The following is a 26,232-nucleotide window of genomic DNA, read 5'->3' as shown; positions in this document are numbered from 1 at the left end:
GATGTCTCTCTCGGTCGATATGCCCTGACTTTAGCCAAACAAAAAGGCCCCGGCAAAACCGGGGCCTTTCGGATCTCGCATGCGTGCTGCGATCAGCGCGAATAGAATTCGACGATCAGATGCGGCTCCATCTGCACCGGGAACGGCACGTCCGAGAGGCCGGGGTACGGGCGTACTTCGCAGTCATCTTGGAGTGATCGACTTCGATGAAGTCGGGCACGTCGCGCTCGGGCAGCTGGCTTGCTTCCAGCACCGGGGTGAGCTGCTTGGAGGATTCCTTGACCTCGACGACGTCGCCGACCTTCAGCTTGTAGCTGCCGATGTTGACCTTGCGGCCGTTCACCTTGACGTGGCCGTGGTTGATGAACTGGCGCGCGGCGAACATGGTCGAGACGAACTTGGCGCGATACACCACGGTATCGAGACGGCGCTCGAGCAGGCCGATCAGGTTCTCGCCGGTGTCGCCCTTCAGGCGGCTGGCTTCGACATAGATGCCGTGGAACTGGCGCTCCGAAATGTTGGCGTAGTAGCCCTTGAGCTTCTGCTTGGCGCGGAGCTGCACGCCGAAGTCGGAGAGCTTGCCCTTGCGGCGCTGGCCGTGCTGGCCGGGGCCGTACTCGCGGCGGTTCACGGGGCTCTTCGGGCGGCCCCAGATGTTCTGGCCCATGCGGCGATCGATCTTGTACTTCGCCTCACTGCGCTTTGTCATCGCGTCCTCTTTGTGTAGCCGTCGCAACAGGGCGACCGGCGTTTTGTCAGTTTCAGGTTTGAGGAGACGCGCCCTCCTGTGTACCGGCCAAAAGGCCCGTACCGACAGGTCCGCCTCGAAAGCTCGGGGAGAACCACGGGTCGCGAAACGCATCGCGGGCCGAAACCGGCCCGCGAGCAAGGGTGGTCTTAAGGAGAAAGTCCGGTCCTGTCAAACGAAACGCCGGGCCTTTTGGGCCGAATCGGCGCAAATTCCGGCCGTTTTGGCCCCCTCAGGGACGATTTCCGGCCGCCCGGACCGGCCGCGCCTCGGATGGTGGCTGGATCGCGTCCAGCTCCGCGGCAATTTCGCCGCCCAGCACCTGCTCGAGCCGGGTCATCGTCTGGGCGATCAGGGCGGCATCGCAGACCAGATGGTCCCAGCGCAGCACCACATCGACAGTCTGATCCGGCTTGACCACGCCGTAGCTCAGCAGGAACGGGCCGGGGCTCAGCGCATGCAACTCGCCCGGGCCGTAGGCGGCTACCGAGGTCACGCCGAAGCTGCCGCAGAAATTGGCGCGCTGCCGGCCGAAATTCATCCCGATCGCCCATGCCAGGCGGCGCAGCGGAAACGGCAGGCGCGTTACGCAGAGGGTTTTGCGGAACGAGGGGATTTCGTGCAGCGGCGCCGTCTTGGCGCGCCGGATCAGCGCATCGACGTCCGTGAGCGCCATCTCGTCGGCGCCGCGGACGCGTTCGAACAGCACACAATCCTCACCCTTCTCGACGCGCGCAATGGCAACCATTCCGACGCTGCACGGCAGCTCGTAGAGACAGGGCCAGGGCCATTTGACGTGCAGGGTGCGCAGGGTCGGCTCGGTCTTTGCGACCAGCGCGAATGCCTTGACGAAGATTGCGGCCCAGCCTGGAGCCTGCTCGGCGCGGGCGCGGGCCTCGACCACGGCACGGACGTTCAGCGAGCGCGTCAGGGACACGAACGGCACGCCGGCCGACGCGTACATCAGGTCGGCGACGAGACGGCGCGGCAATGAAATCCTGCGAAATTTACCGCGCATCGGTTCGGTTCATATCCCTGCAAACAGGCAAAAAATCAGAGGTCCGGCGAACTGAAATCGTTGCGCACCGCACCTGAAGCTAGCATGAACCAAGTGGTCGAACGCCAATTGGTTCGGTTCACGGCGCTGGTTTCGCCAGGGGCTCGCCGGCCTTGACGATGTAGATTCCGAGCACCTTGAGCGGCTTGTCGCCGGACGTTCTGGCGTCGTGCACCGCACCTTCCGGGATCTGGTAGGAGTCGCCCGCCTTCAGCTTCAACGGCGGCTTGCCGTCGATCAGAAGCTCGAGCTCGCCCTCGAGCACATAGCCGGTTTCGGCCCCGGGATGGGTGTGGCGCCCCGACGCACCCCCGGCGGGAACCTCGGCAATCGCCGTGACCGTGTTGTAGCCCGGCGGGAAATCGACCTTTTGCAGCGGCGTTCGCTTGATACCGCTTTGCTGCGCGACGGCTGTGCCGGCAAAGGCAATCACGGCGAGACCGAGTAGTAGTTTCCTGAACATGCATGTCCCTCCCAACCCGCGGAAAGTCTAGCAGCGCGGAATCGCGGCGAAAAGCAGGCGATGTGTGATGTACAGTTTCGACATTGGGATTAGTCCGTTTATCCAAGACGCACAGGATCGCGCCATTTGACGCGACGGAGCTTACGGCAGCCTGACACGCTGTTCAGCCAATTGCGGCGCTCGATTTTCCAATCCAGCTCGGGCGCGATGCCAAAGGTTCGGCCGCGGTTCCCTATGACGTGGCTGGAACTCGCTCGCCGGCGGCCGGCCTAAAGCGCATCGAAGTGCTGCGCGAATTGCGCCGACGAACTGTCCTGCACCCTGACGTCGACCTCGGCGTTGCCCCTGGCGACATAGGTGAAGCCGATCGATGGGTCTTCGCTCAACGAGATGCCACCATCCATGTCGAACACGCTGACGCCGCCGACACTGACCGAGACACGCTCGAGATAGCGTGCCGGGGTGTAGTCGCCGCTCGCGTTCTGCTGCATCCCGCTGTAGTTCGGATGGCTGATGAGGAGACGCGATGGCACCAGCGAGGCGTCGATCGAGCGTTCGCGTCGCAGCTGCATCCTGCCCATCCGAGCCAGCACGTCGGCTGACGCGGTGGCGCTCGGCGCGGAGCAGCCGCCGGCGGCCCTGATATATTGCGACACTGCGTAGAGCCTGCCGTCGCCGGTCTCGGCGACCGCGTGGATCAGGGTGAATTCGTTGACGCGTATCCGCAGCTTCAAGTCCTGCCGCGCAAACGCCGGACCGAGCCGGAACCGGCCCGCGAGCGGCATCGGGTTGTTGTCGACGACGACCGACACCGAGGTGATCGGCCGGTCGCCGATGAAGTCCACGCTGATCGGCACCAGGGCCGCATCCATTGCCTGTTCGGGCACCTTCAGCTTCAGGAGCGCGCTGCCGTCTTCGATCGGCCGCTCACCGAAAATATCGCCCGCGATGCTCTTCCAGCGCGCCTCGCGTTCGGTGCCGTCGTCCGCCGCGGCAAGGGTGATGCCGGCAACAGCGAACAGCATCGAGATCAGAAGCCGTTTCATCATCGCGTCCCTCGTCGAGCGGTTATTGTACAGCCGGGCCTTCCGGCTCCGTGATGGCGGTGGGCAGGCCGGAGTCCTGCCAGGCCTCGATGCCGTCCGGATACCAAGCCACATGCCGATAGCCGTCTGCGATCAGCCGCTTGGCGGCGTTCCAGCTCGCCCAGCAATCGACGCGGCAGTAGACCACGATCGACCTGTCGCGGTCGCCTGCCGTCAGGTCTGCCAGCCGCGCTCGGATATAGCCCATCATCGTGGCGGAGATGACGCCGGCGCCGGCTCCCGGAATCCAGACGCTGCGCGGGATGGTCCGGTGCGGCATCGGCAGCCACGGCGACGACAGATGTTCGGGACGCCGTGGTGCGGGAGAAACATCGATCAGCACCGTCGACCCGCCGGTCGACAGCGCGGCAAGCTCCTGCGTCGCGATCACGGTGCCGCCGGCAACGGTCGCCGGTACGCGCCCGTTCATCGGACCCTGCCAGAGGCCCTCTGGTTCGGGTGGCGCATCGTCCTGCGCGAGCGCGCCCGTCGCGTGCACCATGATCGCCAGCGGGACGCAGATGATCGTCAGGCAATGCTTCCACCTCATTCCCACTCCAGCCGCCGATAAGCCTCGATCACGTTGCGGCCATTATAGGTGTCGAACATCGGCCAGCGGGCGCGTTCGGATTGTGCGACGGAGCTTGCTGCATCCTCGATCGATAGACCCCGGCCAATCGCGGCGCGCGTCTCGTCGCGCAGCAGGGCCAAATAGCGTTGCAGTGGCGTGACTGCCTCTTGCAGTTCCACCAGCGGCGGTCCGTGCCCCGGAACGGCGTGCCGGGTACCGGACGTGTGCATCGCCGCGAGTTCCGTGAGCCACCCGTTGAGATCGCCGTCGAGCGCCGGCACCCGATCGACGAACAGGAGGTCGCTCGCCAGCAGGATGCCAGATTGCCTGTCGAGCACGCTGAGATCGGAGACGGTGTGCGCGGGAGGATGGGCCGTCAGCAGCAGGATGCGGCCACCGAGATCAAGCTCGACAGGCTCGCTCCTGCGCACCAGCATCGTCGGCACCACGACGTCGCCGGCCTCCGTTGCGCCCAGCAGCCTTTCGAGGCCGCTGCGATAGAACGCGCCGCGGGCGGCGAGTTGCTGCGGAAGTTCGGAATGGCCGACAAAGATTGTCCCGTCTTGCCTGAAGGCGGCGGCGCCGAAAACATGGTCGGGGTGGACATGCGACAGCACGACATAGCGGATCGGCAATTGCGTGCGTGCGCGGATCGCAAGCCGCAGGCTCCGTCCGTCATGCAGGCTGCCGCCCGGATCGATCACGGCGACGGCGTCGCGTCCGATCACGAAGGCAAGGTTGGCGATGGCGTCGAAATTGCCGGCCGAGGCATCCTCGGTCACGCCGCGGCGCACATGAAGTCCGGGAGCGACCTCGACCATCGGCGCCGGGGCGGCCGAAGCCGTCGCCCGCGATCGTGCGGGTGCGCAGCACAGGCAAAGGCCACCGAACAATGCCGCGCGACGCGACAGCGCCTTGTCCGAAGCGGAAACCATCATTCCTCCCGGCTGCGACTATAGCGGGGAGGCGCCGGCCTTGATCGGTACTTTGGTCGTACCGAGACCGACGATCGCGCAGCTCAAGGGGCGCGGTGAAGGTGCGACGCGGCTGTTGCGCCTAGCGGCTGATTCCGGCGAAGGCGGCTGCGATGCCGCGCTGGAACAGCGACCAGTCGAAGCCGAGCGCGAGCGCGAGATAGCCGCGGTCGATCATCGCGTTGGCCTGGTCCGCGGTGCGCGCGACGCCGCCGATCGGCACGCCGCTCTTCATGATGCCTTCCTCGGCACGCTGCGTCAGCGCGACCACTTCGGGGTCGTCGGGCAGGCCGCGCTTGTTGATCGAGGTGGCAAGATCGCCGGGACCGATCACCGCGAGGTCGATGCCCGGCGTCGCCATGATCTCGTCGATCCGGTTCACGGCATCGACATGCTCGATCGTGACCATGCAGATCATGTCGTCATCGGCGGTCGCCATGTAGTCGTTCATCGAGACGCCCCAGCGGAACGGCGCATGGAACGGTCCCCAGAGCCGGTCGCCGTTCGGCGGATAGCGCACGCTGCGCACGGCCTTCTCGGCGTCGGCGCGGTTGCAGATCATCGGAAAATTGATGCCGAGCGCGCCGATGTCCATCGGTGCCTTGGCGAGGTGCGGCTCGTTGGCGGCGATCCGCACCATCGGCACGCACGGCGTCCCTGACGTTGCCACGATCATCGCGTGCGCGGTGCCGAGATCGATCGGGCCGTGCTCGAGATCGACGATGATCCAGTCCAGCGACTGCGCCATGATCTGCACGGTCTGGATGCTCGGAATGGTCGCGATCGCGCCGAAGGTCGGGCGCTTGTCGCGCCACAGCTTGCGCAGGCGGTTGAGCGGCGTCAGCGGGGCTGCGGTCAAATTCGGTCCTCCCTCGAACGAGAGCAGAGGCTAGCAGCGCGCCGTGACGGCGGAAAGGATCAGGCCGGGACGCGGCCGCCGAAGAACGGCGTCAGTGCCGCGGTGAGCGCATGCGGGCGCTTGGAGGTGAAGATCATCTCGGCGCCGGCCGTGTCGCTCGCGGCGCCCACCGGGCCGAGCAGGTCGGCGACCCGGCGCGCGATCGCCGGGGCCGGATCGATCCACTCGACCGGCCAGGGCGCGAGCCTGGTCAGGCGTTCCAGCAGCAGCGGATAATGCGTGCAGGCCAGCACGACGGTGTCGGTGCGGGCCGGGTCGCCGGGGCCGTCGCCGACGAAGCAGGGCGCGAGCTCGGCCGCGATGTCCTGGTCGCGCACGCTCTCGCCGCTGAGGGCGGCTTCCGCCAGCGAGGCGAGCTCGCCGGAGCCGACCAGCGTCACCTCGCAGCCCTGCGCAAAATCCGAGATCAGCTTGCGGGTGTATTCCCGCTTCACGGTGCCCCTGGTGCCGAGCACCGAGACGCGGCGGGTCTTCGACGAGGCGCAGGCCGGCTTGATCGCCGGCACGGTGCCGACGAAGGGCAGGCGGTAGGCATCACGCAGATGCGACATCACCAGGGTCGATGCCGTGTTGCAGGCGATCACGACGAGGTCGGGCGCGTGAGCCTCGATCAGCTCGCCGACCAGCGGCACCACGCGGGCGATGATCTCGTCCTCGGTGTGGTGGCCATAGGGGAAGAACGCGTCATCGGCGACATAGACGTAATGCGCGTCGGGCCGGGCGCGGACGATCTCGCGTAGCACGGTGAGGCCGCCGAGGCCGGAATCGAACACAAGGATGGTCGGGGGAGTGGACACGGTGAAAAGTCTATCCGAAGCAGGGTTACCATTCAGTTGTTATTGGCTATCCGGCCTCTGCGGCCGACAAAAGGCGGTGAAGGCGGGAATTTCATATGGCCTTGATCGATCCCTGCAAGTATCACGGCAAACTATTGCCGCGACGTGCGAAATCCTAACGGGGCCAATCGATCATGATCCGCAATACCACCACGAGCTGGGGCTCGCTCGCCCGTGCGTTCCACTGGGGGTTGGGCATCGCCATCATCGGCATGCTGGCTTATGGCTGGTGGATGAACCACATCCCGGCGCGGGCGGACAAGTTCTTCTACCGGTCAATCCATGCCGATATCGGCTATCTGGTGCTGCTCTTCACCGTGCTGCGGCTGCTCTGGCGCGGCGTTAATCCGACGCCGGCGCTGCCGGCCGACACGCCCTCCTGGCAGCGGATCGCCGCCCGCCTCAGCCATGGCGCGCTTTATCTCGTCACCATCCTGGTGGCGATGTTGGGCTGGGCGCATTCTGGCGCCCGCGCCCAGGACTATTCGAGCTTCTTCGGCCTGTTCCACGTTCCCCAGATCACGTCGCCCGACAAGGCGGCGGCGGACGCCTATGAGGATCGCCATATTTTCTTCGCCTATGTGCTGCTGGCGCTGATCGTGCTGCACCTCGCCGCGGTTGCCTTCCATTACTTCGTCAAGCGCGACCAGATCGCCGCGCGGATGATCGGGGCAGGTGAGGCCGACGCCTCGGGTTAGCCCAACAGGCGGGCTGCGCGCGGCGGTTGGTCTCGAAACGGCCTTGCGAGCCAGGTAATTGCGGCATCCTGAGATGAACCGGGGCGGCCATCGCGGCCAGAATGCTCGTGAACGATCCTGCGCGCGATCAAGTGGCTTGGCGGATGCCCGACGAGGGCACACCGCATGCCGCCACCTGGATGGCCTTTGGCGCCGGCGCGGCAATCTGGGGCGGCAAGCTGCTGCCTGTCGCGCGGGAAAATCTCGCTGACATCGCCAAGGCGATCGCCGCCTATGAACGCGTGAACATGCTGGTGCGCGAGGAAGACCACGCGATCGCTGCCCGGCTTTGCGGCCCCGCGGTCAACCTCGTCGTCCAGGCGGTCGACGATGTGTGGCTGCGCGACACCGGGCCGGTCTTCGTGGTTGATCCGTCCGCGCAGCTCGGCGCCGTCGGTTTCAATTTCAACGGCTGGGGCAACAAGCAGCGCCATGCGCTCGATGCCACGGTCGCGGAGCGTGTCGCCGGACTGGCAAAGGCGACGTTCCTGGAAGCCGGACTGGTGCTGGAAGGTGGCGGGATCGAAGTCGACGGTGAGGGGACTGCGATCATCACCGAGAGCTGCGTGCTCAATCCAAACCGCAACCCGGGTCTATCCAGGGAGAAGTGCGAGGCCGAATTGTCCCGCCTGCTCGGGCTCGACAAGATCATCTGGCTGCCCGGCATCGCCGGCAAGGACGTCACCGACGGACATACCGACTTCTACGCACGGTTTGCCAGTCCCGGTGTTGTCGTCGCAGGTCTGGAGACGGATCCGTCGTCGTTCGACCACGCGGTCACCAAACGGCACCGCGACATCCTGCGCGGCGCCACGGATGCGAAGGGTCGGCGGCTGGATGTCGTTGTGTTGCAGGCACCGTCGACGGTGCGTCCAAAATACAGCAGCAAGGAATTCGCCGCCGGCTACATCAATTTCTATGTCTGCAATGGCGCCGTCATCGCGCCGGAATTCGGCGACGCCGCAGCCGACGGCAATGCGCGCGACAAGCTGCGCGACCTGTTCCCGGATCGGGAGATCATTCAGCTCAACATCGACGGCATTGCGGCCGGCGGCGGTGGAATTCATTGCACGACGCAACAGCAGCCGCGTTCGCAGCCATGAATGCAGGCCGCGAGGTGCTCGCGGCCTGATCCATTTCCGGCTGAACGAAGTTTAGCCCGCCGGCATCTGCTTCTCGACCAGGCGCACCCAATATGAGGCGCCGTGGCCGAGGATGTTGTCGTTGAACTTGTAGGCGGGGTGGTGGCACATCGGGCCATCGCCCATCCCGAGGAACACGAACGCGCCGGGGCGCGCCTCCAGCATGAATGCGAAATCCTCGGCGCCCATCACCGGCACCAGATTGTCGTTGACGCGGTCGGCGCCGACCACGTCGCGGGCGATCTCGGCGGCGATGCCGGCCTCGCGGGCGTGATTCAGCGTCACCGGATACATCCGTCCATAATCGGTCTCGGCCGAGCCGCCATAGGCTTTCGCGATGCTGGAGGCGACTTCGCCGATCCGGCGCTCGACCAGGTCGCGCACCCCGGGATCGAGTGTGCGCACCGTGCCGCCCAGCGTGACGGTCTCGGGGATCACGTTGAACGCGCTGCCGGCCTGGAACATGGTGATCGAGATCACGGCCGATTTCAGCGGGTCGACATTGCGCGACACGATCGATTGCAGCGCGTTGATGATCTGGGCGCCGATCAGGACGCTGTCGACCGCCTCGTGCGGCGCGGCGCCGGCATGGCCGCCCTTGCCGTGCACGACGATCTTCAGGGTGTCTGACGAGGCGAGCATCGGCCCTGGCGTGGTCGCGAAGTAGCCCTCGGGCAGGCCCGGCATGTTGTGCAGGCCATAGACCTCCTGGATGCCCCAGCGGGTCATCAGGCCGTCGTCGACCATCGCCTTGCCGCCGGCGCCGCCTTCCTCGGCCGGCTGGAAGATCACGACCGCGGTGCCGTCGAAATTCCGCGTCTCGGTGAGATACTTCGCGGCGCCCAGCAGCATCGCGGTGTGGCCGTCATGGCCGCAGGCGTGCATCTTGCCAGGGACCTTCGAGGCATAGGCGACGCCCGAGGCCTCCTCGATCGGCAGCGCGTCCATGTCGGCACGCAGCCCGATGGTCTTGCCCGAGCCGTTCTTGCGGCCGCGGATCACGCCGACAACGCCGGTGCGCCCGATTCCCGTTACCACTTCGTCACAGCCGAACTCGCGCAGTCTGTCGGCGACGATGCCGGCGGTGCGGTGCACCTCGTAGAGCAGTTCGGGATTCTCGTGGAAGTCATGGCGCCAGGCGGCCATTTCATCCGAGAGGGCGGCAACGCGATTGACGATGGGCATGGGAAGGGTCCGTTTCTTGTGATTGCGGTGGCGGGGAGCGTAGCGCAACCCGCCGCATTGTCACGCGGAATGGCACCAGCCCGTGGCCCGGATCAGGTCGGCCCGCTACAGATTCGCCAGTCCGCATTCGACGGCGAGGCGGACCAGCTGGGCGTCGGTCCGCATCCCGGTCTTGGCCTTGATCAGATAGTGGTAGTTCTGCACGGTCTTGGTGCTGAGGTTCAGATTGGCCGCGATCTGCTCCTTGGTGTGGCCGGCCGCGAGCTGCCGCAGGATCTCGATCTCCCGCTCGCCGAGCTGGTCGAGCGCCGATCTGGTCGGCACCAGGCTCTCCAGCGCCAGCACCCGGGCCACGTCGTCACTCATCGCATGCTCGCCGCGCGCAACGGCGCGGATCGCTGCGATCAGTTCGGCCGGCTCGCTGCCCTTGGTGACGAAGCCGGAGGCGCCGGCGGCGAAGGCTGCCTTCACCTGCGCCGCCTCGCTGTGCATGCTGAACACCAGGATGCGCGCGTCGGCATCGCGCGCGCGGATGTTGCGGATCGCTTCCAGTCCGCTGGCGCCCGGCATCGAGATGTCCATCACCACGACGTCCGGCTCGTGCGACTTGAACGCGCGATAGGCATTGGCCGCGTTGTCGGCCTCGGCGACCACGCGGAAATCGTCCTGGTGTTCGAGCACGCGCCGGTAGCCTTGGCGGACGACGGGATGGTCGTCGACCAACAGGATGGCGATACCTCGGGCCTTCGAGGCTATCGTCTTGGCGGTCGTCATCTCAGGCGGCGAGCGGGATCGTGGCGGCAACACTGAGGCCGCGGCTGGCGCGTGCGATCGACAGCGAGCCGCCGAGTGCGGCGACCCGCTCGCTGACGCCGGTGAGGCCGAAGCCGGCCGATTCCGCCACCTTGGCCGCATCGCCGCCGCCATCGTCCTCGACCCGCACGAGCAGCGCATTCTCCGCGCCGGTGCGCCGCTCGATCCGCAGCACAATCTCGCGCGCCGCGCTGTGGCGCAGCGCGTTGGTCAGGCATTCCTGCGCGACGCGATAGGCGGTGGCGGCGACAGTCCCGCGCACGTCGGCGAGATCGCCTTGCAGGTCGAGCTGGATCAGCGGCTGGGTCGTGGCCCGCGAGCGCCAGCTATCGACGAGGCTGACCAGGCTTGCCTCCAGCCCGAGCTCCTCGGCCGGCGGATGACGCAGCCGGTTCAGCGTATCGCGCAGGCAGGCCATGATGCGGCGCGTCGCCTGCGAGATCATCCGCGCATCCTGCGCGATCTCGTTGCCGGGATCCTTCTGCGGCGCGGTGGCCTCGATCGTGTTGGCGAAGGCGAGGATGGCGGTGAGGTTCTGGCCGAACTCGTCATGCAGCTCGCGGGCGAGCGCGCGGCGTTCGTCGCTGCGGATCTCGAGCAGGCGCCGCGTCAGCACCGTGCGTTCTTCCTCGGCTGCCGCGAGGCGGTCGCCGAGATCGCTCACGGCGCGTCCGATCATCGCCAGCTCCATCGAGCGGATCCGCGGCAGCGGCGTCAGGTATTCGCCGTCGGCCATGCGTTGCAGTGCCGTGACGATGGTTCGCGCCGGCGCCAGCGTATGGGCGATGGCGAGCGAGGCGAGCAGGGCGATCGCGAGCGCCATCAACAGTGCGACATGGATGTTGTCGAGGATGTGCTGCCAGGCCAGCGCGATCGCGGCGTCCGGATCGGGCGTGGCGCGGACGGTTCCGCCGGTCGCGGCGCGCTCGCTGATCGGCCGCTCAACCGTGGTGTGGTCGCCGAGCACCGTCTGGACGGTGGTTGCGAACCAGCGCGGCGGCGTCTTGCCGATGCCCTTGCTCTGGCCGCAAAGCGGCTTTTCGAACGCGCCGGCGGGCTCGAACTGGACGCAGATGCCCGGGGCGATCAGGCCCATGGTCTCGATGGTGCGCCAGTCCGGCGAGGGGAGCAATTGTTCACGCATCCGGTTGCTGCGCAGCAGCAACTCGCGCCAGTACAGCCCTTCGAGCGCTTGCGACACCCGTTCGGCGGAGGCTTCCGTAGCGCGATCGACGCTGCGATAGGCATCGATCGTGGCCCAGACCGTGGCCGCGCCGAGGCAGAACGCGACGATGACGAGCAGGCGGGCGACCAGTTGAAGCACGAGGCGCATGCGATCACTCCTCAGCCGGAGCGCGTTGTGGAACGACACGCCCAAACGCAAGTAGCGAACGGTAGCAGCAAGCTGGTTCCGAGCCAATGCAACCCAGCGATGAGGCAAGAGATCGGGCAATTTGCCCAACGAAACTTGGGCAGATGTCTTTGGACGGCATTTTTCGGCTCTGCTCTAACCGGAGGAGAGATCGCACGGCTTGATGGAACGGTCGGCAACGGGAGATAACGCAGCATGAGTGCCAGGGTCGGCGCCTCGGCCGCATCGGCCGGCACTGATACGGCGGAGCGCAGCGTGCTGCTGCTCTGGATGATCTTCACCGGGCTGTCGATTTTCGCCGCGTTCCTGCTGTGGCGTTACGGCCTGATCAGACTGATGGTCCACTCCGACCGCACCTACATTTCCAGCGTCATTGCCGTCCTCTACGTCCTGACCTGCATCCATTGCTTCTGGCGGACGCGGGCGATCGCGCGCGAAGGCGAGGTGGCGCGCTCCTGTCGATCGGTGCTCGCCGCACCCGACGGCGCGGGTGCGCTTGCCGCAGACGCCAAGGGCCTGCCTGGCGGGCTCGTCACCGATCATATCCGCAGCCTGGTGCAGAAAGCCGACGCGCAGGCCAAGGGGCCGATCGACCAGACCCTGCTGCTGCGCACGCTGGCGGACCGGCTGCGCGGCTCCAACGGATTTGGCGCCTTCGCCTCCGACACGCTGATGAAACTCGGCCTGCTCGGCACCATCATCGGCTTCATCATCATGCTGGCGCCGATCGCAAGCCTCGATGCCGCCGACAAGGTCGCGATGAAATCGTCGATGGGCCTGATGAGCGACGGCATGGCGGTCGCAATGTACACGACGCTTGCCGGCCTGATCGGATCGATCCTGGTTCGCGTCCAGTACTACATGCTCGATTCCGCGACCCAGCGGGTGTTTTCCGATGCCGTCGTGCTGACCGAAACGCACGTCACCCCGGCTTTGGAACGCCGCCATGATGGATGAATTCGGGCTCTATCCGCGCGAGGAGCCGTTCGATCCGCTTGGCGTCATGCTGTTCAAGGCGCTGCAAGTGATCGCCTTCCTGTTCTTCCTGGCGCTGCTGTCGGTTTCGCCCGACTCCAAGGAAGGCAAGATCGAATCCAAGGCGGAGTTCATCATCACCATGGACTGGCCGGACAACCATCCCGACGATCTCGACCTGTTCGTGCAGGACCCTGCCGGCAACATCGCATGGTACCGGCATCGCGAGGCCGGTTTCCTGACGCTCGATCGCGACGACCGCGGCGGCGCCAATGACTTCATCGTCGTGAACGGCAAGAAGATCGCATCGCCGATCCGCGAGGAGATCGTCACCCTGCGCGGCATCGTCGCCGGCGAGTACACCGTCAACGTCTCGCATTTCCAGGCCACCACCGGCGAGCCGGTGCAGGCCAACGTGAAGGTGCAGAAGCTCAACCCGACGGCGCAGGTGATCTTCGACGACAAGCTGACCGTCGATCACACCGGCGACGAGAAGACCGCGGTCAGGTTCCGCCTCGATGCCGAGGGCAAGGTGATCAACGTGGACCAGCGGCCAAAATCGCTGCTCGAGACCTTCCGCAGCAATTGGCGTAACGGCGCCGACCTCGATCCGAACACCGGCGCCCCTAAATCCGGCGTCAGGGTGCTTGGCCGTGACTAGTCTGCAATCAATCATCCTCACGCTCGCGGTCGCCTATGCGGTGATCGGCGCGCTGCTGCTGATCGTGCTGGTCTATGCGCGGCTGCACTGGTCGCTGAAGGCCGTCGTCATCGTCGTGACCAGTGCCTTCTACTTCGTCAGCTTCGGCGGCATGCGCGGCCTGCTCGGCTGGGCGTCCGCGGAAAAGCTGCCGGCGAATTTCAAGCTGCTGTCGACGCGGATCGTGGAGCCGCATTCGCTGGAGGGCGATCCGGGCTCGATCTATCTCTGGGTCGAGGAGCTCGACGAGGACAACCGGCCGAGCGCGGTCCCGCGCGCCTTCCGCATTCCCTACAGCGAGGCGCTGGCCGAGCAGACCCACACCGCCGACAACGAGATCAAGGCCGGGCGCCCGCAAGGCGGCCGGGCGGCGGATTTCGGCGGCGGCGACGGCACCATCATGGACTTCGTCAGGGAGTACATCACGCCGAAGACGATCCTGGAGACATCAGGCGGCGATTCCACGACCGGGACGTTCGTGGCCCCGCCGGCGGGTGCCCAGGGATCGGTCTTCACGCCGCTGCCGCCCCCGCGGATGCCGCCGAAGGATGCGCAGCAATAGGACCTTGCCGAAAATAATGGGTCAGGGTGGTGGACAGTAATCGTCCGGAATCCCTCCGGTCACAGTCTGGGTGTATTCTCCGGGCTAACCGGGGCTAGATTTCATCCCCAAGACATTTTCCCGGCAAAGGGGTCGCTGCGTGAAGCGGCCCCTTTCGATTCAGTCCCAATCCAGACCGGTATTTCGGGCAAGGACGCGCTCCGCGCATGGCTGTCATCTCACAGCGTCTCGCTGACAGATATTGAAATCTGTCAGCGAGATGGTGTATATACCGTTCAGCCCAAGGGAGGAGGGCGCCCAGTGGCTGTTCCGGTGATTTGGCCGGGGAAGCCGTACCTGATTTGATTACCTCGAAGGACTACCTCCATGACGATAGAAATCTTCCAATTGACCGCCCAGATTCAACAGTGGCTCAACCTTCGCGTCGCCCGTCATTTGGCTGCCCAGGCCGCCAAATTCACCCGCGGGCAGGACAGCGATAACCAGACGGTAAACGCATGAACGAGGCGGTGGTTTTGACACCCGAGCGGATCCTCGAGGCAACTGAGGATGTCTTGAGGCGCTTCGGGTTGACCAAGGCCACCGTCGTCGACGTTGCCCGTGCGCTGGATGTCAGCCACGGCAGCGTCTACCGCCACTTCCCCAGCAAGGCTTCGCTGCGCGACGCGGTGGCCAAGCGCTGGCTCGACCGCGCCAACGAGCCGCTGTGCAAGATCGCGGCGAGCTCGGGCCCGGCGCCGGAGCGGCTGGAGAAATGGCTGCGCACCGCCTTTACCATCAAGCAGAAGAAGGTCTGCGACGATCCCGAGATGTTCGCGACCTACCTCGCGCTGGCGCAGGACGCCCGCGAGGTGGTGGAAGCCTACAAGGACAAGCAGGTCGATCTGGTCGCGAAAATCCTGGCCGACGGCGTGGCGCAAGGCGTGTTCGAGATGGACAACGTCAAGGCGACCGCGCGTGCCGTGTTCGATGCGACCGTCCGCTACCATCACCCGGCGCATGCCGAGGAATGGGCCAAGCCGGAATGCCCGTCGCGGATCGATGCGTTGATCGCCCTGCTGCTGAAGGGCGTACGGGTCTGCAAGCAATAGCGGTCGCGTTTCCTACTGTTCCCTACATCTTCTGATCGACCGATGCCTTTGGCCCGATTGCGAGCCCGGGGCCGCGTGTGCTTGATATCGGGCAGGGATCAGTAGCGCGGACCACGATGCGGCTTGCACTCTTTGCCGATATTCATGCCAACCGGCAGGCCTTCGCCGCCTGCCTCGATGCCGCGCGGGCGCGTGGCGCCGAGCGGCTGGTCTGCCTCGGCGATATCGTCGGCTATGGCGCCGATCCCGAATGGGCTGTCGATACCGTGGTGGGGCTCGTGTCCGAGGGCGCGATCGCAGTGCGCGGCAATCATGACAACGCGATTGGCGTTCCCAGCGACAGCATGAATGCCGATGCGCAGGCCGCCATCGACTGGACCCGCGGCCGGCTCAATGGCGAACAGAAGGCCTTCCTCGCCGGCCTGCCGATCCTGCGCGAAGAGGACAACCGCCTCTACGTGCATTCCGAGGCCTCCGATCCGGCGAAGTGGCGCTATGTCCGAGACACCTCGGATGCCGCGCGCAGCATGATGGCCACCGAGTTGCAGATCACGTTCTGCGGCCACATCCACCGTCCCGGCCTCTACTCGATGTCCTCGACCGCCAAGATGACGAGCTTCGTCCCGACCTCGGGCGTCCCGGTCCAATTGTTGACGGGACGGCGCTGGCTCGCGGTGCTCGGCTCGGTCGGCCAGCCGCGCGACGGCGATCCCGCGGCATCGTTTGCGATGTTCGACACCGCAAGCCGCGAGATCACCTATCATCGCGTGCCCTATGACGTCGCGACCGCGGCGGCGCGGATCAGGGCGAACGGCCTGCCGCATTGGCTGGCCGACCGGCTGCCGCTCGGCAGGTGATCCCGATGCCTGCGCTGACCATGCAGTCGGGCGCCGAGATCGATGGTTTCACCATCGGCGAGCGGGTGCACCGCGGCGGCATGGCGACGCTGTGGAGCGTCACCCATCCGGGCATCAACGTACCGCTGCTGATGAAGGTGCCGCTCACCTCGGAGGGCGAGGATCCCGCCGCCATCGTCAGCTTCGAGATGGAGCAGATGATCCTGCCGCGGCTGTCGGGGCCGCACGTGCCGGCGTGTTTCGGCACCGGCGATTTCGAGCGCCAGGCCTATGTGGTGATGGAGCGCATCCCCGGGCAAACCCTCTACAAGCGGCTCGACGCGCTGCCGATCCCGTATGACGAGGCGCGCTTGATCGGCGGCAAGATCGCCACCGCGCTCGCCAGCCTGCATCGGCAGAACGTGATCCATCACGACATCAAGCCGAGCAGCATCATGTTCCGCGAGCGCGGCGAAGCGGTGCTGATCGATTTCGGTCTGTCGCATCATCAGCATCTGCCCGACCTGTTGCAGGAGGAGTTTCGCCTGCCATACGGCACCGCGCCCTACATGGCGCCGGAGCGCCTGCTCGGGGTGCGCGACGATCCGCGCAGCGACCTGTTTTCGCTCGGGGTGCTGCTGTATTTCTTCACCACCGGGGTTCGCCCGTTCGGTGAGACCGAGACCCTGCGCGGGATGCGGCGCAGGCTGTGGCGCGATCCGTATCCGCCACGCAAGCTCAAGCCCGACTATCCGCCCTGGTTGCAGGAGATCGTGCTGCGCTGTCTGGAGATCGATCCGGCCGCGCGCTATCCGACCGCGGCGCAGCTCGCTTTCGATCTCGGTCACCCCGAGCAGGTCAAGCTGACCGCGCGGGCGCAGCGGCTCGATCGCGATCCGCTGCGCGTCGTCTGGCGCCGTCGCTTCAATCTCGGCGCGGTGCCGCCGCAGCCGAAGTCCAGTGCCGCGGTGCAGCTCGCCTCCAGCCCGATCGTTGCCGTCGCACTCGATCTCGGCGAGGGCGCCGACGCGCTGAACGACATCATCCGCGTCACCGCCGAGCAGGTGCTGTCAACGTCGCCGTCGGCGCGGCTCGCCTGCGTCAACGTCCTGAAGCTCAATCGTCTTGCGATCGACCGCAGCCATGACGAGCAGGGCCAGAACAAGCATGTCGACCGCCTGGTCGCGCTTCAGCACTGGGCGCGGCCGTTCAAGCTCGAGGACGACAGGCTGACCGTGCATGTGCTGGAGGCGATCGATCCGGCCGCGGCGATCCTGGAGTTCTGTGCGGTCAATCTGGTCGACCACATCATCATCGGCGCGCGGCAATCCTCGATGCGGCGCGCGCTGCTCGGCAGCGTCTCCGCGAAGGTCGCCTCCGAAGCGCCGTGCACCGTGACCGTGGTGCGGCCGTCGCGGCTGACGCCGGCGACGGATGGCGACGACGGCGGCGCGGCGGACCAGGCGGCCAACGCCGCGGCTACGCCGCCCGCATTGTTCTGATCGGACGCTTCCACATCGTCATAGCCGGGCTTGTCCCGGCCATCTACGTCTTGCCACCGGCAGACGAAGACGTGGATGCCCGGGACAAGTCCGAGCATGACGAGTTGAGTAGCGGGATCCGCCGCGTGCCGGGCTAGATCGCTTCGCCGCGTGCCTCGGCCGCGGCATGGCGGATCGCGGCGATGTTGGTCTTGTAGGCCTCGATGGTGCCGCCCTTGAACACCGCGGAGCCCGCGACGAAGGCATTGGCGCCGGCGGCGGCGAGCTGACCGGCAACGTCGGGCGCAACGCCGCCATCGACCTCGATATCGATCGGCCGGCCCGCGACCATCGCCCTGATGTCGGAGACCTTGCCGATCGCCGAGCGGATGAAGGCCTGGCCGCCGAAGCCGGGATTGACCGACATGACCAGCACGAGGTCGATCAGGTCGAGCACATATTCGATCGCGCTCGGCGGCGTGCCCGGGTTGATCGAGACGCCGGCCTTCTTGCCGAGCGCGCGGATCGCCTGCAACGAGCGATGCAGATGCGGGCCGGCTTCGGCGTGCACGGTGATGTGGTCGCAGCCTGCCTTGGCAAAGGCTTCGAGATAGGGGTCGCAGGGCGAGATCATCAGATGCGCGTCGAACACCTTCTTGGTGTGCGGCCGCATCGCCTTGATGACGTCGGGGCCATAGGAGATGTTGGGGACAAAATGCCCGTCCATCACGTCGAGATGGATCCAGTCGGCGCCCGCCTGGTCCACGGCGCGGACCTCCTCGCCGAGCTTTGAGAAATCCGACGCCAGGATCGACGGAGCGATGACGAGGGGACGCGGGGTGAAAGACTGAGTCATGTCAGCAGTTCCGAAAGACTTCAGGGGGCGACGGGTGACCCCGCCTAACATGCGCGGCCGTGGCGGGCAATGCGAGCGGACGGCGTTTTCGGAGACGGAAAATTCTGCCGCCGGCGGCAGCTCTTGCCGGGTCCGCGGAACCCGCAGCGATGCCGGGAGCCTGGTTTTATTGGGTTTTTCCCGTGGCACGCGGCTTGCTGCGCCATTGCCAAGTGTTTGGGCCGCAAGGCGCGGCTTGGTTGGAGTATTGCCATGTTGTTTGCCATTGGCGCTGCGTCATCGGCCATTGATCTTTTGAGCTCGCTGATGTCGTCGAAATCGGCGACCCAGACCGGCGGCTCCAGTGCGGGAAGTCAGTCGAGCGGGCTGTTCGCGCCCTCGACCACGACGTCGACTGCGAGCACCAGCACTGGATCGAGCAGCAGCACCGCGCAGATTTCGCCGCAGACCATGAGCGCGCTGCTCGATGCGCAGAGCCAGTCGCAGACCACCGCCTCGACCAGCGCGACCCCGACCAGCCGGCAGCAGGCCTTGCAGGACCTGTTCTCGCAGATCGATGCCGACGGCAACGGCCAGATCACCAAGACGGAATTCGAGAATGCGCTCGGCGCCGGCGGCACCAACACCGCGCAGGCCGACGCCGTGTTCGCCAAGCTCGACACCAATGGCAACGGCACCGTCAGCCTCGACGAGATGTCGAAGGCCCTGGAAGGCCACAAGGGCGGTCATGGTCACCATCACATGGCCAGCGGCTCGACCGACGGCTCCAGCTCCAGCAGCTCGGGCGGATCGAGCTCCGATCCCCTGATGCAGGCGCTGGGCGGCGCAAGCTCGACGTCGGTGACCAACAGCGATGGCTCGACCACCACCACGACGACCTATGCCGACGGCTCCAAGGTGTCGATGACCCTGCCGGCCGCGGCCTCGACCACCGGCAGCACGAATTCGTCCTCTTCCAGCAGCAACGCGACCTCGTCGTATAATTTCATCGAGCAGCTGATCCAGCGCCAGTCGCAGGCGATCTCGGCGCAGGCCTCGTCGTCGCTGTCGGTCAGCGCTTAGCCGAACCGGTCGCACCAGCTCGGCAGCGCGCCGGCGAAGGGCAGTGCGGTCGCTGAATGGACGCCGCGGGCGATGGCGCGCGCCACCGTGTTGGCCGCGATCGCACCGAGCTTGGTCAGACCGAACAGCGGATCGATCGGCTTGGCCCCGGTCGCTGCCGCAAACACCACATCGCCATCGAGCGGGGCGTGCACCGGATAGATCGCGCGCGCCATGCCGGTCTGCGCGATCATCGCAAGGCGCCTGGCTTGCGGCTTGGTCAGTTGTGCGTCGGTCACGACCACGACGAGCGTGGTGTTCTCGGCAGCCGTCGCATCCGCACCGCCTTTCAGCCGTGGCTTCAGCATCTCCGGCGTGAACGAGGGCGGTAGGCCGCGTCCGCCGAACTCGCCACCGATCTCGAACGGCGCCGCCCAGAACCACGGGCCGCCACCGACCGTGACGCTGCCGACCGCGTTGACCACCGCGAGCGCTGCGACCATCACGCCATCGTCGGTGACGTCGGATGCCGAGCCGAGGCCGCCCTTCAGATTGGCGGTGGTCGCGCCCATCCCGGCGCCGACGCTGCCGAGCTCGAACTCTCCCGCGGCGGCGTTCGCAGCCGCGTAGCCGAGATCCCGATACGGCGGAAACCGGCCCCAGGCCTTGTTGCCGCCGTTGAGCAGATCGAAGCAGATCGCGCCCGGCACGATCGGGATGACAGCATCGCGGATACGAAAGCCGCGGCCGCGCTCGGCGAGCCAGGCCTGCACGCCGCCGGCGGCATCGAGCCCGAGCGCGGAGCCACCCGACAGCGTGATGGCGTCGATCGCCTCCACGACATTATGCGGCGCGAGCAGCGCGTCCTCGCGGGTGCCGGGACCACCGCCGCGAACGTCGATCGAGGCCACCGCCGGCCGCTCGAACAGGATCGCGGTGACGCCCGAGGCGATCACGGCGTCGTCGGCGTGGCCGACGGCAACGCCGGCAATATCGGTGAGAAGGTTTTTCACGATGTGTCCCGTCCGCCTGCTGTCCGATCGATCCGGTATAGCAGCCGCGACGGATGCAGCAACCGTCCGGCATAGCGGGCGGGTGGGCTGCGGTAAGACTTGCGGGCTTCCGTCAAAAAAAACGCCCCGGCGGACCGGGGCGTCTTGCAACTCTGATGCGAGCGAACGCGAGGGGCCTTACGAGCCCTTCTGGTTGACCTCGGCGTAGTTGCCCTTGGCATCCCATTTGTAGACGACATAGTCGATCGCCTTGATGTCGCCCTTGGCGTCGAACGCCATCTTGCCGAGCACGGTATCCCACTCGCCGGCCTTGATGGTGTCCATCACCTTCTTGGCGTCGGTGGTGCCGGCCTTGGCGGCGGCCTGCGACCAGACCTGCATCGCGGCGTAGGTGTAGAGCGTGTAGCCCTCGGGGTCGATGTTCTTGGCTTTGAACTTCTCGACGATCGCCTTCGCGGTCGGCTTGTTGCGCGGGTCGGGGCCGAAGGTGAACAGCGTGCCTTCCGCGGCGGGTCCCGTGATCGAGGCGAACTCCTTGTCGTTCATGGCGTCGCCCGCCATCAGGACGGTCTGGAGGCCCTGGTCGCGCATCTGGCGCAGGATCAGGCCGGCTTCCTGATGGTAGCCGCCGACATAGACCAGATCGATATTGTCGCGCTTCAGGCGCGAGACGATCGAGTTGAAGTCCTTGTCGCCCTTGTTGTAGGACTCGAACATCTTCTCCTGAAAGCCGGCCTTGTTCAGCGCCTTCTTGGTCTCGTCGGCGAGGCCTTTGCCGTAGGTGGTCTTGTCGTTCAGGATCGCGACGTTCTTGCCCTTGTAGTTTTTCAGGATGTAGTCGGCGGCGACGACGCCCTGCTGATCGTCGCGGCCGCAGACGCGCGCCACGTTCCAGAGCTTGCGTTCGGTGAACAGCGGGTTGGTCGAGGCCGGCGTGATCTGCAGGACGTTGCCGTCGGCATAGGCTTCCGACGCCGGGATCGAGGACGACGAGCAGAAATGCCCGGCCACGAACGGAATCTTGGAGCTCGCAATCTTCTCTGCGATCGAGCGCGCCTGCTTGGGATCGCAGGCGTCGTCGTCGGTCTCCAGCGCCAGCTTCTTGCCGAGGATGCCGCCGGCCGCGTTGATGTCGGCGACGGCCTGTTCGGCGCCGTTCTTCAGCTGCCGGCCGAATGCGGATTCGGAGCCCGTCATCGGGCCCGCGACTGCGACGGTGATGTCTTGCGCGAACGCGCTCGCCGATAGAGCGAACGTTGCGCCCAGTGCCAGGCCGAAGAGCTTCAGTGATTTCATGAGACGTCCCTCGTGGTCGTTGCCTCTAGCGGAAGGACCCGGCAGGCGCCGGGTCCAGAAACCGGCGGCATTCTCGGCTGATTTCGCGGTGAAGTCACCGGCAATTTTCAGGCAAATCGACGCTGGCCCGCGCAGCAATCTGCTGCATGGCGAGGCGAGCTCAGCCGTGGCGGCCGCCTTCCAGATAGGCGGCGCGAATTTCCGGCCGCTGCAGCAATTCGCTGCCGGTTCCGGTCAGGGTGATCAGACCGTTGACCATGACATAGCCGCGGTGGGCGAGCTTCAGCGCATGGTTGGCGTTCTGTTCGACGATCAGCACGGTGAGGCCGTCCTGCCGGTTCAGCGTACGGATGGCGTCGAAGATCTGGCGCGCGATCAGCGGCGCCAGCCCGAGCGAAGGTTCGTCCAGCATCAACAACCGCGGCCGGCTCATCAAGGCGCGTCCGATCGCCAGCATCTGCTGCTCGCCGCCCGACAGGGTGCCGCCGCGCTGCGCGATGCGTTCCTTCAGCCGCGGGAATAGGGCGAACACGCGCTCCAGTCCGGCCTCGCGCTCGGCATCGCTGCATTCGGTGGCATCGGCGCCCATTTGCAGGTTTTCCGCGACGCTCATGCGCGGAAAGATCCGCCGTCCCTCCGGCGATTGCGCGATCCGCAGCCGCGCGATCTCATGCGTCGGCACGCCGGTGATGTCGCGGCCGTCATATTCGATGCTGCCGGCACGCGCGCGCGGCTTGCCGAAGATCGTCATCATCAGCGTCGACTTGCCGGCGCCATTGGCCCCGATCAGCGCCACGATCTCGCCGGGCTTGATCTCGATGTCGACGCCCTTCAACGCCTCGATCTTGCCGTACGCTGCGCGCACGCCGCGCACCGCGAGCAGGGGAGTGGTCGAAGTCATTGCACCACCTTGCCGCCGTCATGGCCGGGCTTGTCCCGGCCATCCACGTCTTTCTCACCGCGTTGATCAAAATACGTGGATGCCCGGGACAAGCCCGGGCATGACGGGGAAAGAGAATGCTCGGTGATCAGCCCCTTGCAGGGGGAGGTGGGAGGCTTCGGGGCCGCGCTCACGTGCCGCTCTCCATCACGGCGATCGCTTCTTCCTCGTCGGCGCCGAGATAGGCGGCGATCACCTTGGGGTCGTCGCGCACCGCCTGTGGCGTGCCTTCGGCGATCTTGACGCCGTAGTCCATCACCACGACATGGTCGGAAATCTCCATCACCACCGACATGTCGTGCTCGATCAGCAGGATCGAGGTGCCGTGGTCGTTGCGGATCGAGAGCAGCAGCTCGTTCAGCCCGCCGCTCTCGCGCGCGTTCAATCCGGCGGCCGGTTCGTCGAGGCAGAGCAGCACGGGCTCGGTGCACATCGCGCGCGCGATCTCGAGCCGGCGCTGGTCGCCATAGGCGAGGTTGCCGGCGGCATCGTCGGCGCGCGCGAGCAGGCCGACGCGGTCGAGCCAGGTCCGCGCCAGCTCGATGGCGCGCTCCTCGGCCGTGCGCCACGACGGCGCGCCGATCAGGCCGAGCAGGGTCAGGCCCGAGGCGCGCATCAGCGCGTTGTGCTGCGCCACCATCAGGTTCTCCAGCGCGGTCATGCCGGGAAACAGCCGGATGTTCTGGAAGGTGCGCGCCACCTTGGCGAGCTTGGTGATGCGGAAATCGCCGAGCCGCTCGAGCTGCATGGTGTGGCCGTCATCATGGGCGAGCCGGATCGCGCCGCCGCTCGGCCGGTAGAAGCCGGTGATGCAGTTGAACACCGTGGTCTTGCCGGCGCCGTTCGGTCCGATCAGCGCGGTGATCTGGCGCCGCTGCGCGGTGAAGGAGAGTTCGTTGACCGCGACGATGCCGCCGAAGCGCATCATCAGGCGGTCGACGGTGAGGATGTTGTCGCCGCTCATCCGTGGCCCTCCTTGACGAGGTCGGACGAGATCGCCTGGTTGCGCTCCAGGAACACGGTCGGCGCGCGATGGCCGATCAGGCCGCGCGGCCGCCAGATCATCAACAGCACCATCGCGATGCCGAACACCAACATGCGGTACTGATCGAAGCCGCGGAACAGTTCGAAGCCGCCGATCATGGCCACCGCCGCCAGCGCGACGCCGAGTTGCGAGCCCATGCCGCCGAGCACGACGATCGCCAGCACCAGCGCCGATTCCTGGAAAGTGAAGGATTCCGGACTGATGAAGCCCTGCCGGGTGGCGAAGAACGCGCCGGCGAAGCCGCCGAACATCGCGCCGGTCGCAAACGCGGTCAGCTTGGTCGTGGTGACGTTGATGCCGAGCGCGCGGCAGGCCACCTCGTCCTCGCGCAGCGCTTCCCAGGCGCGGCCGATCGGCAGCCGGCGCAACCGGATCGTCACCCAGTTGGTAAGCAGCGCCATCGCCAGGATCAGATAGAACAGGAACACGATGCGGTGGGTCGGCGAGAAGTCGATGCCGAGCTTGGCCGCAAGCCCGTCATCGCTGTTGTCGAGCGGAATGCCGAACAGCGTCGGGCGCGGGATGCCGGAGACGCCGTTGGGGCCGCCGGTCAGGCTTTGCCAGTTGATGATGACGAGGCGGATGATCTCGCCGAAGGCCAGCGTCACGATCGCGAGATAGTCGCCGCGCAACCGCAGCACCGGGAAGCCGAGCAGCACGCCCCAGAATGCCGCGAGGATGCCGGCGAGCGGCAGGCAGACCCAGAACGACAGTCCGAAATTGGTGGCGAGCAGGGCGTAGGAATAGGCGCCGACCGCATAGAAGGCGACGTAGCCGAGGTCGAGCAGGCCGGCGAGACCGACCACGACGTTGAGGCCCCAACCCAGCATCACGTAAGTCACGACCAGGATCGAGAGGTCGAGAATGTAGCGCTGGTTGTAGAAGATCACCGGGACCAGGAAGGCGAACACCAGCAGCGCCGGAGCCAGCCAGCGGCCGGCGAACGACATCGCCGCCTGCACCGGTTTCGGCACGACGCGCTCGGTATCGACCGGTCCCCACCATTGCCGCAGCAATTCGATGATGATGCTGCCGCCGAACACGGTGCCGACCATGGCCGCGAGATCGCCGAACCGCGTCCAGTAGATCAGGCCGCCTTGCGGGCCGGCCTCGGTGCGCACGCCGATCATCAGCGAGAACAGCACCAGCGCGACGACGGCGCTGATCAGGGCTTTCTTGAGAATGAAGGCGCTGCCCGAGGGCTGCGCGGCGTGCGAGGGGCGGGCGGATGTCGCGCTCACGAAGTGCCTGTCAGACTTTTTCGACTTCGGGACGGCCGAGCAGGCCGGTCGGCATGAAGATCAGCACCACGATCAGGATCGAGAACGCGGCGACGTCCTTGTACTCGACCGAGAAATACGCCGACCAGAACGTTTCGATCAGGCCGATCGCGAGCCCACCGAGCATCGCGCCGGGCAGCGAACCGATGCCGCCGAGCACCGCGGCGGTGAACGCCTTGATGCCGGCGACGAAACCCATGAAGAAATCGACCAGCCCGTAATAGAGCAGGTACATCATGCCGGCGACGGCGGCCAGTGCGGCACCGATCACGAAGGTCATCGAGATGGTGCGATCGACATCGACGCCGAGCAGCGCCGCCATGGTCTGGTCCTGCTCGCAGGCGCGCATGTCACGCCCGAGCCGGGTGCGCGAGACCAGCCAGGTGAACACCGCGAGCAGCACGATGGTGGCGAGCACGACCACGATCTGGATATTGGAGAGCTGCACCGCGAAGCCTTCGGGGCCTTCATGCAGCGTGTAGCCGCCGGTGATGATCGGCGGCACCGGCTTGACCCGCGCCCCCTGCGACACCTGCGAGAAATTGGTCAGCACGAATGACATGCCGATCGCCGACAGCATCGGCGCCAGGCGGAACGAATGCCTTAAGGGCCGGTAGGCGATGCGCTCGATGGTCCAGCCATAGAGCGCGGTGATCACCATCGAGACCAGCAGCACGATCAGCAGGATCAGGGGAATCGCAGTGAGGCCGAGCGACACCAGCACCAAAAACGAGATCATCGCGATGAAGCCGCCGATCATGAAGATGTCGCCATGGGCGAAATTGATCATGCCGACGATGCCGTAGACCATCGTGTAGCCGATGGCGATCAGGCCGTAGATCGAACCGAGCACGAGGCCGTTGATCAGTTGCTGGGCGAAATAATCCATGCGCTGCCGCTAGTCCCCACTTCGCTCGAAAACGCCACGTCGCGTGTGACGCGGCAAGGGCCCCCGGCAGCCTGATCCGTCGCGTCGTGTCATTTTCTAACAGTGGAACCCCCGCGGCGGCAACAGCATGGCAGCAGCAGAAAGGGCTTGTACATAACTACTTTGGCGGGTGCGGTTCAGATGTCACAGGGACGACGCGACCTTGCCTTGCAATGATCGCGCCGGAACCCGTGTTCCAGGGGTGCGGTCGGAAGCCCGATCCGAGGCGGCAAGACTGGACGCCTGATCCGGAACGGTGAGGCCACCGCGTGCCCGCGGACACGGG

General features: G+C 66.0%; 27 protein-coding genes and 1 pseudogene. 10 read left to right on the top strand and 18 right to left on the bottom strand.

Going from position 1 to position 26,232, the window contains the following annotated elements:
• Positions 1 to 92 precede the first annotated feature (92 nt).
• From rpsD to murI, 8 genes and pseudogenes are all read right to left on the bottom strand, one after another.
• Positions 93 to 709: pseudogene (gene rpsD, locus CWS35_RS30500) on the bottom strand (30S ribosomal protein S4).
• Positions 710 to 980: 271 nt separating this feature from the next.
• The gene (locus CWS35_RS30495) at positions 981 to 1,766 is read right to left on the bottom strand and encodes a hypothetical protein (RefSeq protein WP_024582596.1); all 786 of its coding nucleotides are present in this window, start codon (positions 1,764 to 1,766) and stop codon (positions 981 to 983) included.
• 118 nt (positions 1,767 to 1,884) lie between these two features.
• Entirely contained in the window at positions 1,885 to 2,268 is a 384-nt protein-coding gene (locus tag CWS35_RS30490; RefSeq protein ID WP_024582595.1) for a cupin domain-containing protein, read from the bottom strand.
• Between the two features lie 269 nt (positions 2,269 to 2,537).
• Complete coding sequence (locus tag CWS35_RS30485; protein WP_157817288.1) at positions 2,538 to 3,317, bottom strand: quinoprotein dehydrogenase-associated SoxYZ-like carrier; 780 nt, start codon at positions 3,315 to 3,317, stop codon at positions 2,538 to 2,540.
• 19 nt (positions 3,318 to 3,336) lie between these two features.
• A complete protein-coding gene (locus tag CWS35_RS30480) occupies positions 3,337 to 3,903 on the bottom strand; it encodes a rhodanese-like domain-containing protein (protein WP_051404309.1) in 567 nt (188 codons plus the stop codon).
• Entirely contained in the window at positions 3,900 to 4,859 is a 960-nt protein-coding gene (locus CWS35_RS30475) for a quinoprotein relay system zinc metallohydrolase 2 (protein WP_029879448.1), read from the bottom strand. The genes CWS35_RS30480 and CWS35_RS30475 overlap by 4 nt, the downstream gene beginning before the upstream one ends.
• Before the next feature lie 121 nt (positions 4,860 to 4,980).
• Complete coding sequence (locus tag CWS35_RS30470; RefSeq protein ID WP_100955206.1) at positions 4,981 to 5,757, bottom strand: HpcH/HpaI aldolase/citrate lyase family protein; 777 nt, start codon at positions 5,755 to 5,757, stop codon at positions 4,981 to 4,983.
• Between the two features lie 59 nt (positions 5,758 to 5,816).
• On the bottom strand, positions 5,817 to 6,614 hold the full coding sequence (murI, locus tag CWS35_RS30465; RefSeq protein ID WP_100955205.1) for a glutamate racemase: 798 nt from the start codon (positions 6,612 to 6,614) through the stop codon (positions 5,817 to 5,819).
• Positions 6,615 to 6,787: 173 nt separating this feature from the next.
• On the opposite strand from murI, the gene CWS35_RS30460 reads away from it, so the two are divergent.
• Together CWS35_RS30460 and CWS35_RS30455 are read left to right on the top strand one after the other, a co-directional pair.
• Positions 6,788 to 7,351 carry a cytochrome b gene (locus tag CWS35_RS30460; protein WP_100955204.1) on the top strand — a complete coding sequence of 188 codons (564 nt, stop codon included), beginning with the start codon at positions 6,788 to 6,790 and terminating at the stop codon, positions 7,349 to 7,351.
• 143 nt (positions 7,352 to 7,494) lie between these two features.
• The gene (locus CWS35_RS30455; RefSeq protein ID WP_100956804.1) at positions 7,495 to 8,493 is read left to right on the top strand and encodes an agmatine/peptidylarginine deiminase; all 999 of its coding nucleotides are present in this window, start codon (positions 7,495 to 7,497) and stop codon (positions 8,491 to 8,493) included.
• A gap of 51 nt (positions 8,494 to 8,544) precedes the next feature.
• Here the strand turns inward: CWS35_RS30455 and CWS35_RS30450 are convergent, their stop codons facing one another.
• The 3 genes from CWS35_RS30450 to CWS35_RS30440 all read right to left on the bottom strand — a co-directional run bounded on the left by CWS35_RS30450 (position 8,545) and on the right by CWS35_RS30440 (position 11,863).
• Positions 8,545 to 9,717, bottom strand: coding sequence for a M20 aminoacylase family protein (locus CWS35_RS30450; protein ID WP_024582585.1), 1,173 nt, complete (start codon positions 9,715 to 9,717; stop codon positions 8,545 to 8,547).
• Positions 9,718 to 9,822: 105 nt separating this feature from the next.
• Positions 9,823 to 10,491, bottom strand: a complete 669-nt coding sequence (locus CWS35_RS30445) for a response regulator transcription factor (protein ID WP_029879443.1) — start codon at positions 10,489 to 10,491, stop codon at positions 9,823 to 9,825.
• 1 nt (position 10,492) lies between these two features.
• The gene (locus CWS35_RS30440; RefSeq protein ID WP_024582583.1) at positions 10,493 to 11,863 is read right to left on the bottom strand and encodes a histidine kinase; all 1,371 of its coding nucleotides are present in this window, start codon (positions 11,861 to 11,863) and stop codon (positions 10,493 to 10,495) included.
• Positions 11,864 to 12,097: 234 nt separating this feature from the next.
• On the opposite strand from CWS35_RS30440, the gene CWS35_RS30435 reads away from it, so the two are divergent.
• The 7 genes from CWS35_RS30435 (at position 12,098) to CWS35_RS30410 (ending at position 17,568) form a co-directional block, all read left to right on the top strand.
• Complete coding sequence (locus CWS35_RS30435; protein WP_100955203.1) at positions 12,098 to 12,859, top strand: MotA/TolQ/ExbB proton channel family protein; 762 nt, start codon at positions 12,098 to 12,100, stop codon at positions 12,857 to 12,859.
• A complete protein-coding gene (locus CWS35_RS30430; RefSeq protein WP_024582581.1) occupies positions 12,849 to 13,538 on the top strand; it encodes a hypothetical protein in 690 nt (229 codons plus the stop codon). The genes CWS35_RS30435 and CWS35_RS30430 overlap by 11 nt, the downstream gene beginning before the upstream one ends.
• Positions 13,531 to 14,139 carry a hypothetical protein gene (locus tag CWS35_RS30425; protein ID WP_024582580.1) on the top strand — a complete coding sequence of 203 codons (609 nt, stop codon included), beginning with the start codon at positions 13,531 to 13,533 and terminating at the stop codon, positions 14,137 to 14,139. The genes CWS35_RS30430 and CWS35_RS30425 overlap by 8 nt, the downstream gene beginning before the upstream one ends.
• Positions 14,140 to 14,505: 366 nt before the next feature.
• On the top strand, positions 14,506 to 14,640 hold the full coding sequence (locus tag CWS35_RS40450; RefSeq protein WP_016843141.1) for a hypothetical protein: 135 nt from the start codon (positions 14,506 to 14,508) through the stop codon (positions 14,638 to 14,640).
• Positions 14,637 to 15,230, top strand: coding sequence for a TetR family transcriptional regulator (locus tag CWS35_RS30420; protein ID WP_024582579.1), 594 nt, complete (start codon positions 14,637 to 14,639; stop codon positions 15,228 to 15,230). Before CWS35_RS40450 ends, CWS35_RS30420 begins: the two co-directional genes overlap by 4 nt.
• Before the next feature lie 116 nt (positions 15,231 to 15,346).
• Positions 15,347 to 16,087, top strand: a complete 741-nt coding sequence (locus CWS35_RS30415) for a metallophosphoesterase (protein ID WP_100955202.1) — start codon at positions 15,347 to 15,349, stop codon at positions 16,085 to 16,087.
• 5 nt (positions 16,088 to 16,092) lie between these two features.
• Positions 16,093 to 17,568, top strand: coding sequence for a bifunctional serine/threonine-protein kinase/universal stress protein (locus CWS35_RS30410; RefSeq protein WP_100956802.1), 1,476 nt, complete (start codon positions 16,093 to 16,095; stop codon positions 17,566 to 17,568).
• Between the two features lie 133 nt (positions 17,569 to 17,701).
• Here CWS35_RS30410 and rpe read toward each other — a convergent pair whose 3' ends face one another.
• Positions 17,702 to 18,403, bottom strand: coding sequence for a ribulose-phosphate 3-epimerase (gene rpe, locus CWS35_RS30405; RefSeq protein ID WP_024582575.1), 702 nt, complete (start codon positions 18,401 to 18,403; stop codon positions 17,702 to 17,704).
• A 252-nt stretch (positions 18,404 to 18,655) separates the two neighbouring features.
• Here rpe and CWS35_RS30400 point away from each other — a divergent pair, with 252 nt between their 5' ends.
• Complete coding sequence (locus tag CWS35_RS30400; protein WP_100955201.1) at positions 18,656 to 19,465, top strand: EF-hand domain-containing protein; 810 nt, start codon at positions 18,656 to 18,658, stop codon at positions 19,463 to 19,465.
• Here the strand turns inward: CWS35_RS30400 and CWS35_RS30395 are convergent.
• The 6 genes from CWS35_RS30395 to CWS35_RS30370 all read right to left on the bottom strand — a co-directional run bounded on the left by CWS35_RS30395 (position 19,462) and on the right by CWS35_RS30370 (position 25,907).
• A complete protein-coding gene (locus tag CWS35_RS30395) occupies positions 19,462 to 20,457 on the bottom strand; it encodes a P1 family peptidase (RefSeq protein WP_100955200.1) in 996 nt (331 codons plus the stop codon). The genes CWS35_RS30400 and CWS35_RS30395 overlap by 4 nt on opposite strands.
• A 177-nt stretch (positions 20,458 to 20,634) precedes the next feature.
• Positions 20,635 to 21,753 (bottom strand): branched-chain amino acid ABC transporter substrate-binding protein, encoded by a 1,119-nt coding sequence (locus tag CWS35_RS30390; protein ID WP_024582572.1) that lies wholly within the window; start codon positions 21,751 to 21,753, stop codon positions 20,635 to 20,637.
• A gap of 160 nt (positions 21,754 to 21,913) precedes the next feature.
• Entirely contained in the window at positions 21,914 to 22,654 is a 741-nt protein-coding gene (locus CWS35_RS30385; protein ID WP_100955199.1) for an ABC transporter ATP-binding protein, read from the bottom strand.
• Positions 22,655 to 22,823: 169 nt separating this feature from the next.
• Positions 22,824 to 23,657: an ABC transporter ATP-binding protein gene (locus CWS35_RS30380; protein ID WP_100955198.1), complete on the bottom strand. Its 834-nt coding sequence runs from the start codon at positions 23,655 to 23,657 to the stop codon at positions 22,824 to 22,826.
• Entirely contained in the window at positions 23,654 to 24,922 is a 1,269-nt protein-coding gene (gene livM / locus CWS35_RS30375; protein WP_371412480.1) for a high-affinity branched-chain amino acid ABC transporter permease LivM, read from the bottom strand. The genes CWS35_RS30380 and livM overlap by 4 nt, the downstream gene beginning before the upstream one ends.
• Before the next feature lie 67 nt (positions 24,923 to 24,989).
• Positions 24,990 to 25,907 carry a branched-chain amino acid ABC transporter permease LivH gene (locus CWS35_RS30370; RefSeq protein ID WP_100955197.1) on the bottom strand — a complete coding sequence of 306 codons (918 nt, stop codon included), beginning with the start codon at positions 25,905 to 25,907 and terminating at the stop codon, positions 24,990 to 24,992.
• Positions 25,908 to 26,232: the final 325 nt, after the last annotated feature.

The sequence above is a fragment of the Bradyrhizobium sp. SK17 genome (assembly GCF_002831585.1).
Classification (GTDB): domain Bacteria; phylum Pseudomonadota; class Alphaproteobacteria; order Rhizobiales; family Xanthobacteraceae; genus Bradyrhizobium.
The sequence above is the reverse complement of the archived record's forward strand: the minus strand, read 5'-3'. Positions and strand labels throughout refer to the sequence as shown.

Bases quoted from the DNA above. Each gene is read 5' to 3' on its own strand.
- CWS35_RS30390 (WP_024582572.1), bottom strand. From the start codon at position 21,753: ATGAAATCACTGAAGCTCTTCGGCCTGGCACTGGGCGCAACGTTCGCT.
- CWS35_RS30435 (WP_100955203.1), top strand. From the start codon at position 12,098: ATGAGTGCCAGGGTCGGCGCCTCGGCCGCATCGGCCGGCACTGATACG.
- CWS35_RS40450 (WP_016843141.1), top strand. From the start codon at position 14,506: ATGACGATAGAAATCTTCCAATTGACCGCCCAGATTCAACAGTGGCTC.
- CWS35_RS30430 (WP_024582581.1), top strand. From the start codon at position 12,849: ATGATGGATGAATTCGGGCTCTATCCGCGCGAGGAGCCGTTCGATCCG.
- CWS35_RS30380 (WP_100955198.1), bottom strand. From the start codon at position 23,657: ATGAGCGGCGACAACATCCTCACCGTCGACCGCCTGATGATGCGCTTC.
- CWS35_RS30385 (WP_100955199.1), bottom strand. From the start codon at position 22,654: ATGACTTCGACCACTCCCCTGCTCGCGGTGCGCGGCGTGCGCGCAGCG.
- CWS35_RS30495 (WP_024582596.1), bottom strand. From the start codon at position 1,766: ATGCGCGGTAAATTTCGCAGGATTTCATTGCCGCGCCGTCTCGTCGCC.
- CWS35_RS30450 (WP_024582585.1), bottom strand. From the start codon at position 9,717: ATGCCCATCGTCAATCGCGTTGCCGCCCTCTCGGATGAAATGGCCGCC.
- CWS35_RS30440 (WP_024582583.1), bottom strand. From the start codon at position 11,863: ATGCGCCTCGTGCTTCAACTGGTCGCCCGCCTGCTCGTCATCGTCGCG.
- CWS35_RS30485 (WP_157817288.1), bottom strand. From the start codon at position 3,317: ATGATGAAACGGCTTCTGATCTCGATGCTGTTCGCTGTTGCCGGCATC.
- rpe (WP_024582575.1), bottom strand. From the start codon at position 18,403: ATGACTCAGTCTTTCACCCCGCGTCCCCTCGTCATCGCTCCGTCGATC.
- CWS35_RS30490 (WP_024582595.1), bottom strand. From the start codon at position 2,268: ATGTTCAGGAAACTACTACTCGGTCTCGCCGTGATTGCCTTTGCCGGC.
- CWS35_RS30415 (WP_100955202.1), top strand. From the start codon at position 15,347: ATGCGGCTTGCACTCTTTGCCGATATTCATGCCAACCGGCAGGCCTTC.
- CWS35_RS30370 (WP_100955197.1), bottom strand. From the start codon at position 25,907: ATGGATTATTTCGCCCAGCAACTGATCAACGGCCTCGTGCTCGGTTCG.
- CWS35_RS30410 (WP_100956802.1), top strand. From the start codon at position 16,093: ATGCCTGCGCTGACCATGCAGTCGGGCGCCGAGATCGATGGTTTCACC.
- CWS35_RS30400 (WP_100955201.1), top strand. From the start codon at position 18,656: ATGTTGTTTGCCATTGGCGCTGCGTCATCGGCCATTGATCTTTTGAGC.
- CWS35_RS30445 (WP_029879443.1), bottom strand. From the start codon at position 10,491: ATGACGACCGCCAAGACGATAGCCTCGAAGGCCCGAGGTATCGCCATC.
- CWS35_RS30480 (WP_051404309.1), bottom strand. From the start codon at position 3,903: ATGAGGTGGAAGCATTGCCTGACGATCATCTGCGTCCCGCTGGCGATC.
- CWS35_RS30475 (WP_029879448.1), bottom strand. From the start codon at position 4,859: ATGGTTTCCGCTTCGGACAAGGCGCTGTCGCGTCGCGCGGCATTGTTC.
- CWS35_RS30460 (WP_100955204.1), top strand. From the start codon at position 6,788: ATGATCCGCAATACCACCACGAGCTGGGGCTCGCTCGCCCGTGCGTTC.
- CWS35_RS30420 (WP_024582579.1), top strand. From the start codon at position 14,637: ATGAACGAGGCGGTGGTTTTGACACCCGAGCGGATCCTCGAGGCAACT.
- CWS35_RS30455 (WP_100956804.1), top strand. From the start codon at position 7,495: ATGCCCGACGAGGGCACACCGCATGCCGCCACCTGGATGGCCTTTGGC.